Genomic DNA, 15781 nt, shown 5'->3' on the forward strand with positions numbered 1-15781 from the left:
TTCTTGATATTCTCTGTGTCTCTTGTGATACACCTCAGCCACTACCTCACCAGAGGGAGAACCACGTTATCAATCCAAAGCACCGCTGGAAAAAAGTTGGCCACCTGCCTTGGGAGGATATCAACAGTTGGCTAGACAACCCTGAGAATCTCTGGGGCACTGGCGAGAGCAGCTATGCTGGGTGGAACAACCGGTTAAGTGTCGGGCGAGAAAGCGGAGTTTCTCTTTACCTTGTACCGGTCGAGCATTTGCGTCTGTTGGTTGGTTACAAGGCACCAGGATACCCGAATTCTAAGCGTAGAGTACGCGGCGAGTTTGTATACAAGGGAGTAAAATACTGCATGGATGTTACCGATCCTGTGATTGAACGGGATTTCCTAATGGGCGAAGACGGTCAATATGACATCCCCGATCCGGTGCTGTGTGTTAGCCTTAGCGATCCCTACTTGGGCTATTACTACAAGCTGATAGCGGCTGTTCTCTACTCAGGTCGACTCATATGAAATCAGAGATCTACACGATTGGTCACTCAAACCACGAGATTGATTTTTTCATAGACTTACTGCGCCAGTACAACATCACCGGTATTGGCGACGTTCGCTCACGTCCATATAGCCGTTACGTCCCTCAATATTCACAAGAAAAGTTGAAAAGTGCTTTAGCGGCAGCAGGTATTGCTTACGTCTTTCTGGGCAAAGAATTGGGAGGACGTAGCGAAAATCCGAGCTGCTATGATCAGGGTAGGATTCAGTATGAACGACTGGCAAATGAGCCAGCCTTCCTCGAAGGGATCGACCGTCTGATCCAAGGTTCTAGTCGGTATCGGATCGCACTGATGTGTGCTGAGAAAGACCCTATTGAATGTCATAGATCGTTGCTGGTGGCGCGTAAACTTTTTCAAAGTGGGATTCCGGTCAACCACATCTTGGCCAATGGCTCTTTGGAGACTCATGAGGCTCTAGAATCTCGTCTTCTTGCCCTTTGCAAACTTCCAGAGGGGGACTTGTTTAGAAGTCGGGAAGAGTTTATAGCCGAAGCCTATCTCATTCAAGGCAGGCGTGTCGCCTATCGAGATGAGAAAATGTCAAAAAATGATGAGCGGAGCGCGAGGCCATGAAGATATTTACGATAGGGTTTACGAAGAAAAGTGCAGAGCAATTTTTTAATCGCTTAAAACAGCCTGGTCTGGTTCGAGTTGTTGATACTCGACTTAATAACACCTCGCAACTGGCGGGATTCACGAAAAAGAGGGATCTAGAGTTTTTTCTTCACGAGATCTGCAAGCTTGGATACGTTCATTTGCCGGAACTTGCACCAACTCAAGAGATTCTCGATGCTTACAAAGCCAGTGGTGAATGGTCTAACTACGAGAGACAGTTTTTGTCGCTGATGGCCGAGCGTCGCATTGAAGATCAAGTGGATAAAAGTATTCTCGATGGAGGGTGTCTGCTTTGTAGTGAAGCTACTCCTGAGCACTGTCATCGTAGGCTGGTTGCTGAATATTTGCACAGAAAATGGGGTGATGTTGAAATCGTGCATCTATGATAACTAAGAGCTGGCACTACGGATTTTTCCGATTTATGCAGCTACTCCGAGTTGCAGCAGGATTCCGGCAACACGGAGCGAAAGGGATCCCTGACTGCCCAACCGATTTGGAAACTCTCTCACCGACAGCAAGCTCAATACAGGGATCCCCGCTTGGGCAGATCCAACACATTGACATCTTTGGGGTTGACCTTGAGCAGATGATGGGCGAGCAGGAAGCCTGTGATCGTCTGGGTTTGGCTGCCCCATGCGTACCTCGGTTGGGTCATGGAAGTATTCCGCCTACTTTTGTTCGGGAATGACCTTGGTTTGAATGTTGCACCCGTTGCTGATGACATCGCCGTACTGTTGCCCCCGCAACACTGGGCCAGTGTTTGCCACCGTTGCTTTTGGATCCCAAGTTCCTGCTGTCAGCTAGCGTGTATGGTAGATGAAAGCTTGTTTTTGGGTCTTTCCCCGTCCCCATGCCCAGGGCTAGCACCTCTCGCCATCAGACCGACCCCCGCTTCAGCTCTGCTATCGCTCCACGACGCTTTCCCGAACAGGCCAAAGGGTTAAAGCCCCACCAACAAAAGCAACTGCAACGGCTTTACCAACTGCGCCTACCCCCCAACCGCCTGGTGACGGTGGAGTTTGCCCAACGGCTGGGATCCCTGACCCAAGAGTTGGAAGGCCGGCCCATCAGCGTTTACCTCAACCGGCGCGGCCAGGTGATCCGCGTAGGGGTGGGATCCCCTTTTGAAACCCAGATTCCCGCTTGGGAATTGCCCCGCCAGGGGGCCGAGCGCCTATCCGGGATCCGCTGCATCACCACCCAAATGGGGGAGGGGGGCCCCGGTCAAAAAGCGCTGACGGCCATGGCTTTGCAGCGTTTGGATGCCCTCATCACCCTTTCCGTGTCCAAGTCAGGAGGGCACCGACGCCGGGGAGGAGCGGCTACGGGCTTTGTTCACCGGGCCTATCTGGCCCATCTGCTGCCGGAGGGAGAGCGCCGTTGGCAGGTTTCTGAGCCTTTGCCTTTGGGGATCCTGGCAGAACAGGATCTGCAGGAGCTGGTGGCGGAGCTAGAAGATGGGTTTCGGCGCCAGTTGACCGCCCGCCAGGTGGATCTGGATCAGGATCGGGCCATCCTGGTGGGGCTGCAGGAGTCCGGGCAGAGCTACGAGGATCTCATGGATGGGTTGGCGGAGCTGGGCCGCCTGGTGGAAAGCGCCGGCGGACAGGTGCTGCAGGCCCTCTGGCAGAGGCGGGAAGGCCCCAATTCGGCCACGGTAATCGGATCCGGTAAGGTGCAAGAGCTGGCGCTGCTGGTCCAGGATCTGGGCGCTAACTTGGTGGTGTTCGACCGGGAACTCACCCCCAGCCAGGTGCGCACCTTGGAAGAGGCGGTGGGGGTGCGGGTGGTGGATCGCAGCGAGGTGATCCTGGATATTTTTGCCCAGCGGGCCAGAACCCGAGCCGGGAAGCTGCAGGTGGAGCTGGCGCAACTGCAGTATTTGCTGCCTCGCCTGGCCGGTCGCGGTCGCACCATGTCGCGGCTGGGGGGTGGGATCGGTACTCGGGGCCCGGGGGAAACCCAACTGGAAATGGAGCGGCGGGCCATCCAGCGGCGCATCAGCAAGCTGCGGCAAGAGGTGGAAGAGCTGCGCCGCCACCGCCAGCGGCTGCGCCAACGGCGCGAGGCATCCCAAATTCCCGTGGTGGCCCTGGTGGGCTACACCAACGCCGGCAAATCCACCCTCCTCAATGCCCTCACCCATGCCCAGGTCTACGTGGCCGACCAACTCTTTGCCACCTTGGATCCCACTACCCGGCGGCTGGATCTGCCCAACCGGCAGGCGGTCCTGCTGACCGACACGGTGGGATTTCTAACCGAATTGCCAGACCAACTGGTGGATGCCTTTCAAGCCACCCTGGAAGAGGTGACGGAAGCCGATGCCCTACTACATGTGGTGGATCTGTCTCACCCCAACTGGGAAGGACAGATCGAGGCGGTGGAAACCTTGCTGGACAAGCTGCCCTTGGCCACTGGTCCCCGCCAGCTGGTGTTCAACAAAATCGACCGCCTCGACCCCGAATGGGTGGAAGACGTCCGCCTGCTCTACCCCAAAGCCCTGTTTGTTTCCGCCGCCACCGGCCAAAACCTGGATCAGTTGCGCCACACCCTGGCCCAGTTTGCTACAGCCCTAAGTCCTAACCCCTTCGATTGGCAGGAACCCAAGGATCCCTAAAAGCATTCCATAAGGATTTCCAAACCTGCATAGCTCATCTTCATCCGCCGTCAACATAAACATTCAGTTACATTGAGATCAGGATTGTGACCCGACTTAAAGTTAGGGAGAGAACATGGCCACCACTGCAGTTGCACCTCAAGTCGCACCTCGCCTGGCCCAGCCCCATCTGACGCTGCAAACTCTGCCCATCGGGGCCGACACCCTTGCCATTCGCTCCCAAGATTGGGATCGGGATCGATTTGACATCGAATTTGCTCTGGAAAATGGCACCACCTACAACTCCTTCTTGATTCGCGGCGAGAAGGTGGCCCTCATCGACACCTCCCACGAGAAGTTTCGCCAGTTGTACCTGGATTGCCTGCAAGGGATCCTAGATCCTGCCCAGATCGACTACCTGGTGGTCAGCCACACCGAGCCAGATCACAGCGGCCTGGTTGGGGATCTGCTGGAGCTGGCGCCCCAGATGACGGTGGTGGCCTCCAAGGTGGCGGTGCAATTTCTGGAAGATCTGGTGCATCGGCCCTTCCAGCGGCTGGTGGTGAAACAGGGAGATCGCTTGGATCTGGGCAAGGGGCATGTCCTGGAATTTATCTCTGCCCCCAACTTGCACTGGCCCGACACCATCCTCACCTACGACCACGGCACCCAGATCCTTTACACCTGCGACGTGTTTGGGATGCACTACTGCGACGATTTCGCCTGGGACGAACATCCCCACCTGTTGCAGGCCGACTTCAAGCTCTACTACGACTGCCTCATGGGGCCCAATGCCCGCTCGGTGTTGTCTGCCCTGAAGCGCATGGAAGCCTTGCCTCCCATCGCTGCCATTGCTACCGGCCACGGCCCCCTGCTGCGCCATCACCTGTCCGACTGGGTGGAGCACTACCGCACCTGGAGCCTGGAGCAGGCCAAAGCTGAACGGATGGTGGCAGTGTTCTACCTGTCGGGATATGGCAAGGCGGAAGCGTTGGCCCAGGCCATTGCCCGCGGGATCCAAAAAACCGGCATCCAGGTGGAGCTGGCAGATTTGCGGCTGGTGGATGCCCACGAGGTGCGGGAGCTGATGAGCTTGGCCGCCGGTGTGGTGATAGGCATGCCGCCCCAATCAGGGCCTGAGGCCGCCACCACTCAAGTGCTGCTGAAAACCCTTTTGGCCTCTGCCCACAGCAAGCAAGGCTTTGGTCTGTTTGAGTCGGGCGGCGAAGATGATGAGTCGGTGTACCTCTGCCGCAACACACTGCAAGAAATCGGCGCCAAAGAGGTGTTTGCCCCCATTCTGCTTAAGCAGCCTGCCGGCGAGGCTCTGCTGCAACTGGCCGAAGAAGCAGGTACCGATCTGGGGCAGTGGCTGACGCGGGATCGCAGCATTCAGCAGATGAAAGCCTTGGATGCCGACCTGGATCGCGCCCTGGGCCGCATTAGCAATGGCCTCTACATCATCACTGCCCGCAAAGGGCAAGCCACCAGCGCTATGCTCGCCTCCTGGGTAGCCCAAGCCAGCGCCGATCCGCCGGGGATCAGCATTGCGGTGGCCAAGGATCGGGCCATCGAATCCTTCCTGCAGGTGGGAGATACCTTCGTGTTAAACGTGCTGCAAGAAGGCCATTACCAACCCTTGATGCGCCACTTCCTGAAGCGATTTCCACCGGGAGCCGACCGCTTTGCCGGGATTAAGACCTACCCTGCTGCCAACGGATCCCCCATCTTGGCCGATGCTTTGGCCTACCTGGAGTGCCGTGTGGTGAGCCGCCTGGAAACCAGCGATCACTGGGTGGTGTACAGCACCCTAGAAGCTGGTCGGGTCTCCAGCCCAGAGGGCCTCACCGCCATCCACCACCGCAAGGTGGGGAATCATTACTGATTGAGGCGTGAGCAGTGAGAAGGGAGAAGTGAGAGATGATCCCTCACCTCCAGCCCTTCTCCCTGGGGAAGCTGGGATCCCTGTAGCGAACAGACTCACAAAAACTTCAATAGGGCTGCCGATAGACCAACCCACTGGGATGTAGGAAGAAGGGGCTGTCTTCTCCCAGGCGGATCCCGATCTGCTCCAGCTGTTCCCCTTGGCGGGTCGCAGGCCCTAAGGGCAGCCCCTCTGTTCCCTGTTGAATCCTTTGGGATCCCTGCTGGGCTGGCCGATAAGGGACGCTGTTCAAACCCGAAGAGAGGGGATCCGAGGGGGCATACCTCTGTCGCCAGCGCTGGTAGGGGCTGACCGGTTCGGGAAAATGTTGCGTAGCGATAACCTCTGCCTTGTCGAGTGCAGTAGCAGTGTGGAGCACTTTCTGGGCTGTCGAGAGAGTAGAGGCAAGTGTTGACGATTCTGACAACTGCAGTGAAGAGGGCGAAAGGACGACCACCGGGCATGGCTCAGCTTGTGCCCAAGCCCCCGGCGCAAAAAACAAGGCCAGAAGGCAGCCGCTCCAGCAAAAGAAGATGGCACGCCGCACGGGAAGATCCCTCCATAAGCTCAACCCAGCCGCTTCTCAGGCCATTTTCTGAAGAGTCAGGACTGAGAGCGCAGCTCCCATCTTGCCCATGCCAATTTGCAGGCCGAGTGACCGGGATCCCCCCAGTTGAGTGATCTCGATCAGATCAGCAGACCTACTCTAGAAATGGGGTCTAAAGCCCTGCTCTACTGCTGCGCAGTTTGCCTTGGCTTAGCCAGCCAGTAGAGCAAGGAGCATGTCAAGAAACGGCGGATTTGCCAGGATAGTCTGCGCTGCTGACCCGTACATAGGCGTGCCAAGCCAAGTCCAGCAGGCCATCCAACACCGCTGCAGCCACTGCCGGGCCTCCTTTGCGTCCCTCAGTGCGGATGTGGGGCACCATGGAATCGGCTAGCTCCTGCTTGGCTTGCACCACGTTCACAAACCCAGCCGGCGTGGCGATGACCAGAGCAGGGGCCACCTCCTTCTTTCTAATCAGCTGCACCAAGGTGGAGAGGGCAGTCTGGGATTGGCCAATCACAAAGATCGCCTCAGGGTAGCGTTGGGCCAGGGTTTCCAAGCCCCAAGCGGAGCGGGTCTTGTCCCTTTGGGGACGGGTAATCGCTTCGCTGCCGCAGTAGATGGGGTTGGAAAAGGTGTTCTGAACAGCCCAGGCAATGCCCACCTGTACCATCGGCTCATCGACCACAATGGTGGTACGCGCTGCCAAGGCCGCCGCCCCAGCCTGTAAGGCTTCGTTACCAAAACGGATGAGGTTCAAGTACTCAAAGTCGGCAGTAGCATAAATAACCCGACGAACCACCTCATACTCAGCAGGAGAAAGCTCGTGCTTGCCCACCTCCTGGTCGATGATCATCAAACTCTCTGCATCGGTTACGTGCCACTCCATCGATCCCAGACCCCGCCCGCCGTTTATCCTCAGTAATGACAGGATTGTACCTGCAGAGGCTCCAATGGGTGGGAAAAACCATCGCTCAACCTGGGGGCCAGCCCATCCCCCGACCGCCCAGAACGTGAATGTGGAGATGAAAGACGGTTTGCCCGCCGTCTTCTCCTTCGTTGATCACCAATCGGTAGCCTTTATTTAAACCTGCCTCGGCAGCCACCCGCTGAGCGGTCAGCAGGAGATGTCCCAGCAATGCCTCATGTTCGGGCTTGGCCTGGGAAATGCCGGGGATGGGCTCTTTGGGCACCACCAAAATGTGGACAGGGGCTTGGGGGGCAATATCTTTGAAGGCCAGGGCTCTATCGTCTTCGTAAACGATTTGTGCAGGGATCTCCCTGCGAATAATCTTGCCGAAAACTGTGTCGCTCATGGGTGCTCACAAATTAGTTCTGCCCTTAGCCTACCTGCTAACCGCACATTCTCCCACCCAGGTGGCGAGAGTGGCGCTCGGCACCTACTGCTTCAGCAGCCATTCAAATTCCTGCCGCAGTGATTGAATATGCCCCACTCGCGAGACCAACAGCGCATCTCGCCCGGCATCGCGAAAACGAGAGCGCCACAAACTCACCAAATCGGGGTTGCTGCACCAAAAGCGGATAACAGCGTCGACCAACTGATCCAAGTCCCAGCCGCGCCGGGCCGGCACTTCCTCCACGGATCCCAGCAACGCATCGAGGGTGCAGGAGCTGGTACCCAGGTATTCCACCCCACAGGGCCGCTGGGCCAGCTTCTGTTGCTGATGAAAGAACTGTAGAGCAGGGGCGATGCCGATGATCTCGAAGGTGTAAACCATGTTGCTCCGCAACGCTGACGCGACTGGGCTCAGTCCTAACTTTTTGCGAAAATAAGGGTTCTCAAAAAATGGGGTTCAGCAGTCTCTCGACCGGTTTGAAGTCGGGATCCCTTCCCAACTGCCGTCGATCTCTGATTAGGCATTGATTATACCCAACTTGGGCAAGCTGCCAAGCCGGAAAAAACGCTGCCCTGCTGACGCGAGCGGCAGATAGAGACCTTATTGAGGGATCACGGCGACAGCGCTATTGCCTTGGTGTCCGGTGCATTTAGCTAGACCGCCGGGGAGCCCCGCCCTCTGTGCATCAGCGTGAGTGCGGGAGTATGTCACTGCTGCAGGGATCCTATCCAAGTTGGTATTGTGTCTTGGGTCTTTTCTTGAGTGGGGGGGAGTTGAAACTGAATGCGCGGCTGCCCTACCCCATAGGTGAGGGTGTAGCTCCACTGCAGGCAGCGCAGCCACAGGCGGGGGTAACGCGCTTCTAGCCAGGGCTGCAGGCGACGCAGCAGATTTGGAAGCCAGCCCCTGAACAAAGCAGAGGTCAAGGCCAGGCCGGTATAGCTGAAGTAGGTGGGCAGCCACTGGGCAAAGCCTTTGGCCCCTACGGCCTCCCAGATCCACAGCAGCAGCCGTGGGTTTTGCAGGGCAGCTTTGATGGCCATGCGGTTAAAGGCCAGCCAGCCAGCCCGGTCTTTGATGAAATCGTCCACCACCTCCGGCGGCTCGGTGGCGAGAATGCCGAAAAAGCTGTTGAGAGTGGCATTGATGCGCTCGGGGGGCAGCACCTTGCCGGTGGGCACCATCATCCCCCGCGAGAAGAGCCAGGTGACGGCCGAGTTGCCCTGGTAGGCCCGGATCTGGGCTAAGTCCGCCGCCCTGAGCAGGTCGTGGCGCAGCGCCGTATCCAGCAGATCGCACAGGCGGGGGCAATTGCGCACCAGGGATCCAAAGCCGGTAAAGCTAAGGGGCGATTGCATAGCCGCCGCATCCCCTATGAGCAGTATCCGGTCAAAGGGTTCCGAAGACTCCGCCCCGCTGCCGCGAACAGGGTGCCGGGGCTGGCCAAATCGTCCGGGGATATAGCCGAAGGTCGCTTTTTTCCACTGCAAGCGCTCTGGGTCGCAGCGGCGGTATTCCGGCAGAATAGTGAAAAAATCTTCGTACAGTTCCAGCAGGGATCCGGGGTTTTCTGGATGCACCTGGTGGTAGTGGAACAGGTAGAAGGTGAGATCTTCGCCTGGCCCGGGGAACAGCTCCCAGATGAGTTGCCGACCGCGGCTGATGTCCCCATGGCTGGCCAGAATGTCCCCAAACTGGGGATCCCATACCCCTGGCTCAAACCCCCCCGCAATGGTAGCCCCCACCGTGGGGCAGACGCTATCAAAAGCCCGATGGCGGTAAAGCTGCTGGGCAATGGGAGAGACTGTTCCCATAGCATCCACCACAAGGCGGGATCCCAGCCGAAACTCCTCGCCGGTGGGCAAATCCTTCAAAACCAGCGTGACGCCTTGTTCGCCAACATAGGCCCGCTGAAACTCGGTGCGCTCGTAGATAGCTCCCCCGCAGGAAGTGAGAATTTGGCCACAGAGCTGCAATAGCTTTTCCGCGTCAATGGCCAGATTGAGTACCGTCGGCGTGTGCAAAACGGGAGCGCGAACCGGGCTATTGCCGTCAAAAAACTTGTTGAACCCATCCGTGTATTCCCGCAGGATCAAGCTCTCCATCTGCTCGGCGCTCAAAAGGCCCAAATCCACCAGGGTTTGCAGCTCCCGCCGGGAGATGTTCCACTCGCGGTTCATGCGGCCAAAAGGGAGTCGCTCCACCAAGGCCACGCGGTAGCCCAAGCGGGCCATGGCCGCTCCATAGAGGGCTCCCAGCGCTCCCCCCACGATGGCCAGATCCCACTCCACCGGGGCCGGCTCAGGGGCAGGCTGGCGAAACAATACTGGCTGAGCAGAGCGGTGGGCTGCGTGGCAATGTTGTACTTCTTCCCGCCAGCGCTTTTCCCACCAGTACACCCGCTGTAGGTCGAACTCGCCATTGGGGATCCGCCGAAAATACTTCACCGTTTGCGGGTAGAAAGGCTCAAGCTGATCGAAGATGGATCCCCGGTTCAGGTCGATCTGGGGCAACTGCGGGTAGCGGTGGGGAAATTGGCTTTGAATGGCCTGTTCCAGCTCTCCCAGCCAGCGAGCTTGGCGGGGGAAGGGCTGCTCCGACCACTGGAACACCTTGAGATAGGTAGTGTTCAGCCCCGACCACAAGAAAAGGGCCAGCTCAGCGCCGGATCCCTGTAGGCGCAGGCCCGTGGGGGTAAGAACCTTCTGGCTGCCTTGGGGCAGGGGGATACACTCCTGTAGCCAGCGCAGCACTTGAGCACTATCGGGGCAAGGGATCTCGCGGTAGTAAAGGGAAGTAAGCACGGCGCCGAGATAAGAAACCGAGCAAATCTTTACCCATTGTGACATGAGGGGATCCCTCCCTTTGCCGATCCCGGGGATCACCCCCTACCCAGTTGTTCCCCGAGCTGCAGATCTGCAGGGGTGTTGCAATTGGTGAGCATCCTCTCAAGGGACTCCGTCCCGCTGTCGGGAACGGTCAGGGGCAGGATGGCTGTTGGCACCTGGGACAACCAGCCCTGAAAGGATCTTCCTCCTGCCTGCAAGAAACTCTCCAGAGAACCTAGCTGCGCCAGGCGATAGAAGCCACACAGGGGCTCCCAGCCCCGCTGACTTTTGGGCAGGGCGGCCACCGTCTGAGGGGGCAGGGTGGCAAGGCGCTGTCGCCAATCCCCAAGAACCTGCTCCTGCAAGCAGGGCAGATCGCAGGCCAGCAGCAGGATCCACTCCGGGGGAGCAGCCAAGGTTTGTAGCCGCCGGATCCCCTCTTGAAAGGCCAGCAGCGGGCCTCGGTGTTGCTCCGCAACGCTGTCGCGGCTGTGAACGTTTTCCCGCCAGAGATGCCAACCGGGATCCACCACCGGCGCATAGCGCTCCGGCCAGGGGGTGAGGATGTAAACCGCGTCGGCGCAGGCTGCTGCCACCTGAGCCACCCGTCGCAGCAGGGGGATCCCATCCCAAAGCACCAAGGCTTTGTCGGATCCCATGCGGCGGCTGTTGCCCCCGGCCAAGATCAGAGCCACGACCGCAGGCAGGGAATCTAGGGAATCTTCAGACATCTTGGGCATGCGGCTTTTCCACAGGGTTGCCGAGCACCAGGTATGGGTGGGGGAATAGGATAGGGATCCCATCCTCTCCTCACTCTAGCCGCTATGTCTGAGCCCTCTGGTCGTCTGGTTTGGAACCACTCCACCCACATCTCAGGGTTGATCCCTGTTTTGGAACGCCTGACCCGGCAGGCCGGCATTAAAACCGTGACGCCGGGCGCTCTGTCCTGCAGCCGTGGGCGGATCCCCCAGTTGCAGTTGCGGGTTTCGGTGCCGATCCGGGGCGGGTACAAGCTGGTGGCCCGCAAGGGAAGCAGCGTGCAAGAGGTGTTTGTGGTAACGGATCTCAGCCAAACCGAGCTAGAGGCGGCTATTCTCCGCTGTTTGTAGTCAACTGTTTGTAGTCAACCGAGTCTCGTTATTGCTCCGCAACGCTGTCCCGACCCAGAACTTCGTCCTGCTGGGGCAAATGGCACATCAGTTGAGGATGAGTTAGCTATGTCTCGTGCTAGTCTCAAGCCCGCCCGTATCAGCGCTGTTTTACCCGGATCCCTGGCAGCAGAAGTGGGCATCCAACCTGGAGAGGCCCTGGTCAGCATCAACGGCGAACGCCCCCGCGATCTCATCGACTACCGCTTCCTGATCGCTGAGGAGTGTGTAAGCCTGGAGATCTTGAATAGCCAAGGGATCCCGCGCACAGTTGAGCTGGAGAAGGGGATCGACGAGGATCTGGGGCTGGAGTTTGAAACGGCCCTGTTCGATGGCCTGATCCAATGCGCCAACGCTTGTCCCTTTTGCTTCATCGACCAACAACCTCCGGAAATGCGGGCAACGCTGCACCTCAAGGACGACGACTACCGCCTCAGCTTTCTCTACGGCAGCTACCTCACCCTCACCAACTTGCCTGCTGCCGAATGGGAGCGCATCGCTCGCCTGCGCCTTTCTCCCCTCTACGTGTCAGTGCATGCTACCGACCCGGAGCTGCGCAGCCGCTTGCTCAAAAACCCGCGGGCTGGCCTGATTTTGGAGCAGTTGGCCTGGTTTCGCCAGCATCGCTTGCAACTGCACGCACAGGTGGTGGTCTGCCCAGGCTGGAACGATGGGGATCACCTCACCCGCACACTCCTCGATTTGGCCGCCTTTCGCCGGCCCGTAGACGGGATCCCCACCGTCCTCTCGGCAGCAGTGGTGCCGGTGGGGTTGACGCGCTTTCGCCCCCCTGGTGATGAGCTGGTTCCTGTCGATGCGGCCAAGGCCCGAGAAGTGATCCGGCAGGTGGAAACTTTGCAGGTCGGGTTTCGGCAAACATTGGGATCCACCTTTGCCTGGCTGGCCGATGAGTGGTATCTGCTGGCCGGGCGGGAACTGCCACCGGCAGAGCACTATGAAGATTACCCGCAGCTGGGGAACGGGGTAGGCTCCCTGCGGCTTTTCCTCAGCCAGTTCGAGCAGCTCAAACTGCCGCCTGAGCTCCCTTCTCCCCTCAAGGTTCTGTGGGTGGTGGGCAATGCCGTAGAGCAAGCCTTCCAGCCTGTGGTGGAGCAGATGAACCGCATCCGCGGGCTGCAGTTGGATCTTTTGCCTATTGCCAGCCAATTTTGGGGACAAACCCTGACGGTAACCGGGCTGCTGACGGGGCAGGATATCTTGGATGCCCTGAAGTCTGTGGAAAACTTGGCGGACTATGATGGGCTATTGCTACCCCAGATCGCCCTCAAGGACGGGGAGCGCTTTTTGGACGATCTGACCTGGCAGGATCTGCAGGCCCAGGTGGGGATCCCGGTGGTGCGGGTGGACGGCGGGCCGGCAGGCTTGGTGCAGGCGGTGCAACAGCTAGAACAGGGCTATGCCTACGGCACCCTGTGTTGTTCCGCAACGCTCGGGCGAAGGGAAACTGCACCGCTGACGCGACCAAGAACAGCTTTGAGCCGAGGATCCTGAGGCGATGCAGAGGTTGCGGCGAGGATTGTTTCTGCTGCTGGGGGTGGGGCTGGGGATCCTGGCCATCACGGGCTTGGCGGCTTTCTACGTAGATCTGGCTTGGTTTGCCGAGCTGCATGCTCTGCCGGTGCTGTGGACGCGGGTGATTGCCCGCTGGGGGCTGGGCCTGGGCGCTTTCCTCTTTGCCCTGGCGGTGACGGGATCCAACATCTGCTCCTGCTGGCGGGGGGCAACCTTGACCGGGGCCTGGGCGATTGCCACAGGTTTGAGTGTTTTCTTTGCTTGGTCTCTTTCCAATCACTGGTTCACGCTGTTGCTCTGGCTGAACCAGGGGCCCGTCGGGGAGTCGGATCCCATTTTCAACCGCGATCTCAGTTTTTTTCTCTTCAGCCTGCCTTTCTGGGAGACGGTGCAGCATTGGTGCTTCAACCTGGTGCTGCTCACCTTGGTTACCGTTGTCCTCATCTACTTGGTGGAGCTGGGGCTTTCCGAGCAACGGCTGACCTTGGCCCTTTCTCTCTATGCCCAGCGGCACTTGCTGATCCTGGGGGGATCCCTGTTTCTCATTCGGGCTTGGGGCCATTGGCTGGATCGCTACGAGCTGCTCTATTCCACCCGCGGCGTTGTGTTTGGGGCCGGTTTTGCCGATGTGCATGCAACTCTGCCGGCCACGACCTTGATGAGCGGGGTGGCAGGCCTGACGGCGGTGGGATTCTGGGCTTTGGCCCGCCAGGGGATCCGCCTCAACCTTCCTTTCCTCAAGTCCTGGTGCCCTTCCTGGGCCAGCTCTCTCCTGGCGCCGGCCATCCTCTGGGGGGCCTACCTGGGGTTTGGGCTGCTAACCACCCAACTTTATCCCCAACTGGTGCAAACTTTCTTGGTGGCCCCCAACGAGCTGGAGCTGGAGCGCCCCTACATCGAGGACAACATCCGTTTTACCCGTGCTGGCTTTGGCCTGGCCGATGTCGAAGTCCAACCCTTCCCGGAGGGGGGAGCCCTCACCTGGGAGATCCTGCAGCAGAATCAATCCACCCTGAGCAACGTGCGCCTCTGGGATGCGGATCCCCTATTGGCCACCTACCGCCAACTGCAAGAAATCCGCCCCTACTACCAATTTCCCTATGTGAATGTGGATCGCTACCGCATTGGGGGAGAATTGCGCCAAGTCATGCATGCCGCCCGCGAGCTGGACTTTGCCCAGGTACCCCCCGCCGCCCAAACCTGGGTTAACCGGCGGTTTTTCTACACCCACGGCTATGGCCTCACCCTCAGCCCGGTGAATGTGGTGACCCCTGAGGGCCTGCCGGATTTTTTCCTATCGGATATCCCGCCGCGGGTTTCTCCCCGCTACCCTGAGGTGGCCTCCGTCTTGCGGGTGGAGCAGCCGGCCCTCTACTATGGCGAGCTGACCACCACCGATGTTTTCGTGGGCGCTGAGGCGCGGGAGTTGGACTACCCTGCAGCAGAGCGCTATGTGTACAGCAGCTATCAGGGCAGCGGTGGCGTGCCCATTCCCCACCTCTGGCAGCGGTTTCTCTACGCCTGGCATTTTGGCGATCTGCGCATCCTTCTCAGCCGCGAGCTATCTTCTACCACCCGCTTTCTCTATCGCCGCCAAATCCGCGAGCGCATCCGTCGGGTGATGCCCTTTTTGCTCTACGACCGGGATCCCTACCTGGTCATTCAAGGCGGCAAGCTCTACTGGTTTTTCGATGCCTATACCACCAGCAGCCGCTACCCCTACTCGGAGCACCTGCCCGGCTTTCCCTTCAACTACATCCGCAACTCGGTCAAGGCGGTGATGGACGCCTACAACGGCAGCATCGATTGGTACATTGCCGACCCTCGGGATCCCCTCATCCAAGCCTACGCCCGCATCTACCCCACCCTCTTCAAGCCTCTGGAGGCAATGCCGGAGCCGCTGCGGCAACACATCCGCTATCCCCAAGACCTCTTCCGCCTGCAAGCGCAGCAGTTTGCCACCTACCACATGACGGATCCCCGCCTCTTCTACAACCGCGAGGATCAATGGCAGATCCCCGGCCAGTTCCGCAATCGACGGCGCATTCCCATGCAGCCGCAGTATCTCATTCTCACCTTGCCGAGGGATCCCCAAGGGGTTGCAAACCACACTCCTGAGTTCGTCCTCCTCTCCCCCTATGCCCCTGTTAACAAGCAGAACATGGTGGCTTGGATAGCGGCCCGCTGCGACGGGGAAAACTACGGCAAGCTCCTGGTGTACGAGTTTTCCAAGCAACGGCTCATCTATGGCCCGGAACAGGTGGAAGCACGGGTCAATCAGGATCCCTTAATCTCCGAGCAAATTTCCCTCTGGAACCAGCATGGGTCGCGGGTGAACCTGGGCACGCTGCTGGTCATTCCTATCGAGACTTCTTTGCTCTATGTTCAGCCCCTTTACATCGAAGCAGAACAGGGCCGCTTGCCTCAGCTCACCCGGGTGATCGCTGCCTACGAAGACCGGGTGGTGATGGAACCGACTCTCGGCCAGGCCTTAGAAGCCCTCTTTCTGCCGAGGGGCAGCCGATAGAGAAAGGGATCCCCTCCTCATTTTTGAGGCAGGTAGTTGACGAAACTTAACGGATGTTTTAAGTTTAGGTTGTCAATCTTCGCGCTTCCTTAGGGAAGTTTGTCCTCATGACTACTGTTATCCAACGTCGCTCAACCAGCAACGTGTGGGAGCAGTTCTGC

15 protein-coding genes are annotated in these 15781 nt (G+C 58.7%); 8 read left to right on the plus strand and 7 right to left on the minus strand.

The genetic code is table 11. The annotated features are described in order from the left end of the window. Positions 1-8 precede the first annotated feature (8 nt). The 3 genes from NW840_RS01930 to NW840_RS01940 are packed head-to-tail and all read left to right on the plus strand — an operon-like array spanning position 9 to position 1545. Positions 9-503 carry a dual OB domain-containing protein gene (locus tag NW840_RS01930; RefSeq protein ID WP_414342098.1) on the plus strand — a complete coding sequence of 165 codons (495 nt, stop codon included), beginning with the start codon at positions 9-11 and terminating at the stop codon, positions 501-503. After that, positions 500-1117, plus strand: coding sequence for a DUF488 family protein (locus tag NW840_RS01935; RefSeq protein WP_414342081.1), 618 nt, complete (start codon positions 500-502; stop codon positions 1115-1117). Before NW840_RS01930 ends, NW840_RS01935 begins: the two co-directional genes overlap by 4 nt. Continuing rightward, complete coding sequence (locus NW840_RS01940; RefSeq protein WP_011430421.1) at positions 1114-1545, plus strand: DUF488 family protein; 432 nt, start codon at positions 1114-1116, stop codon at positions 1543-1545. Before NW840_RS01935 ends, NW840_RS01940 begins: the two co-directional genes overlap by 4 nt. 134 nt (positions 1546-1679) lie before the next feature. On the opposite strand, the gene NW840_RS01945 is transcribed toward NW840_RS01940, so the two are convergent. Next, the gene (locus NW840_RS01945; protein ID WP_414342083.1) at positions 1680-1814 is read right to left on the minus strand and encodes a hypothetical protein; all 135 of its coding nucleotides are present in this window, start codon (positions 1812-1814) and stop codon (positions 1680-1682) included. A 195-nt stretch (positions 1815-2009) separates the two neighbouring features. On the opposite strand from NW840_RS01945, the gene hflX reads away from it, so the two are divergent. Continuing rightward, a complete protein-coding gene (gene hflX / locus NW840_RS01950) occupies positions 2010-3776 on the plus strand; it encodes a GTPase HflX (RefSeq protein WP_414329429.1) in 1767 nt (588 codons plus the stop codon). 115 nt (positions 3777-3891) lie between these two features. Continuing rightward, positions 3892-5640, plus strand: coding sequence for a diflavin flavoprotein (locus tag NW840_RS01955; protein ID WP_414342085.1), 1749 nt, complete (start codon positions 3892-3894; stop codon positions 5638-5640). 106 nt (positions 5641-5746) lie between these two features. On the opposite strand, the gene NW840_RS01960 is transcribed toward NW840_RS01955, so the two are convergent. From NW840_RS01960 to NW840_RS01985, 6 genes are all read right to left on the minus strand, one after another. Then, positions 5747-6226 carry a hypothetical protein gene (locus NW840_RS01960; protein WP_414342087.1) on the minus strand — a complete coding sequence of 160 codons (480 nt, stop codon included), beginning with the start codon at positions 6224-6226 and terminating at the stop codon, positions 5747-5749. A gap of 238 nt (positions 6227-6464) precedes the next feature. Then, positions 6465-7115 (minus strand): precorrin-8X methylmutase, encoded by a 651-nt coding sequence (locus NW840_RS01965; protein WP_414342089.1) that lies wholly within the window; start codon positions 7113-7115, stop codon positions 6465-6467. An 85-nt stretch (positions 7116-7200) separates the two neighbouring features. Further along, positions 7201-7542: a histidine triad nucleotide-binding protein gene (locus NW840_RS01970; RefSeq protein WP_011432043.1), complete on the minus strand. Its 342-nt coding sequence runs from the start codon at positions 7540-7542 to the stop codon at positions 7201-7203. A gap of 84 nt (positions 7543-7626) precedes the next feature. Further along, positions 7627-7965, minus strand: coding sequence for a hypothetical protein (locus tag NW840_RS01975; protein ID WP_414329426.1), 339 nt, complete (start codon positions 7963-7965; stop codon positions 7627-7629). A 326-nt stretch (positions 7966-8291) separates the two neighbouring features. Further along, positions 8292-10433: an FAD-dependent oxidoreductase gene (locus NW840_RS01980; protein ID WP_414342090.1), complete on the minus strand. Its 2142-nt coding sequence runs from the start codon at positions 10431-10433 to the stop codon at positions 8292-8294. A gap of 32 nt (positions 10434-10465) precedes the next feature. Then, positions 10466-11215: a molybdenum cofactor guanylyltransferase gene (locus NW840_RS01985; RefSeq protein ID WP_414342092.1), complete on the minus strand. Its 750-nt coding sequence runs from the start codon at positions 11213-11215 to the stop codon at positions 10466-10468. 21 nt (positions 11216-11236) lie between these two features. Here NW840_RS01985 and NW840_RS01990 point away from each other — a divergent pair, with 21 nt between their 5' ends. The 3 genes from NW840_RS01990 to NW840_RS02000 all read left to right on the plus strand — a co-directional run bounded on the left by NW840_RS01990 (position 11237) and on the right by NW840_RS02000 (position 15620). Then, positions 11237-11521: a DUF2103 domain-containing protein gene (locus NW840_RS01990; protein WP_011432039.1), complete on the plus strand. Its 285-nt coding sequence runs from the start codon at positions 11237-11239 to the stop codon at positions 11519-11521. 108 nt (positions 11522-11629) lie between these two features. Beyond that, entirely contained in the window at positions 11630-13072 is a 1443-nt protein-coding gene (locus tag NW840_RS01995; protein WP_414342094.1) for a TIGR03279 family radical SAM protein, read from the plus strand. 4 nt (positions 13073-13076) lie between these two features. After that, a complete protein-coding gene (locus NW840_RS02000; RefSeq protein ID WP_414342096.1) occupies positions 13077-15620 on the plus strand; it encodes a UPF0182 family protein in 2544 nt (847 codons plus the stop codon). Positions 15621-15781 lie beyond the last annotated feature (161 nt).

The organism is Synechococcus sp. R5-13 (assembly GCF_047462015.1).
GTDB lineage: Bacteria > Cyanobacteriota > Cyanobacteriia > Thermostichales > Thermostichaceae > Thermostichus.

Coding starts and splice junctions, on each gene's coding strand:
- NW840_RS01935 (WP_414342081.1), top strand. CDS start 500: ATGAAATCAGAGATCTACACGATTGGTCACTCAAACCACGAGATTGAT.
- NW840_RS01940 (WP_011430421.1), top strand. CDS start 1,114: ATGAAGATATTTACGATAGGGTTTACGAAGAAAAGTGCAGAGCAATTT.
- NW840_RS01945 (WP_414342083.1), bottom strand. CDS start 1,814: ATGACCCAACCGAGGTACGCATGGGGCAGCCAAACCCAGACGATCACA.
- hflX (WP_414329429.1), top strand. CDS start 2,010: ATGCCCAGGGCTAGCACCTCTCGCCATCAGACCGACCCCCGCTTCAGC.
- NW840_RS01955 (WP_414342085.1), top strand. CDS start 3,892: ATGGCCACCACTGCAGTTGCACCTCAAGTCGCACCTCGCCTGGCCCAG.
- NW840_RS01965 (WP_414342089.1), bottom strand. CDS start 7,115: ATGGAGTGGCACGTAACCGATGCAGAGAGTTTGATGATCATCGACCAG.
- NW840_RS01970 (WP_011432043.1), bottom strand. CDS start 7,542: ATGAGCGACACAGTTTTCGGCAAGATTATTCGCAGGGAGATCCCTGCA.
- NW840_RS01975 (WP_414329426.1), bottom strand. CDS start 7,965: ATGGTTTACACCTTCGAGATCATCGGCATCGCCCCTGCTCTACAGTTC.
- NW840_RS01980 (WP_414342090.1), bottom strand. CDS start 10,433: ATGTCACAATGGGTAAAGATTTGCTCGGTTTCTTATCTCGGCGCCGTG.
- NW840_RS01985 (WP_414342092.1), bottom strand. CDS start 11,215: ATGGGATCCCTATCCTATTCCCCCACCCATACCTGGTGCTCGGCAACC.
- NW840_RS01990 (WP_011432039.1), top strand. CDS start 11,237: ATGTCTGAGCCCTCTGGTCGTCTGGTTTGGAACCACTCCACCCACATC.
- NW840_RS01995 (WP_414342094.1), top strand. CDS start 11,630: ATGTCTCGTGCTAGTCTCAAGCCCGCCCGTATCAGCGCTGTTTTACCC.
- NW840_RS02000 (WP_414342096.1), top strand. CDS start 13,077: ATGCAGAGGTTGCGGCGAGGATTGTTTCTGCTGCTGGGGGTGGGGCTG.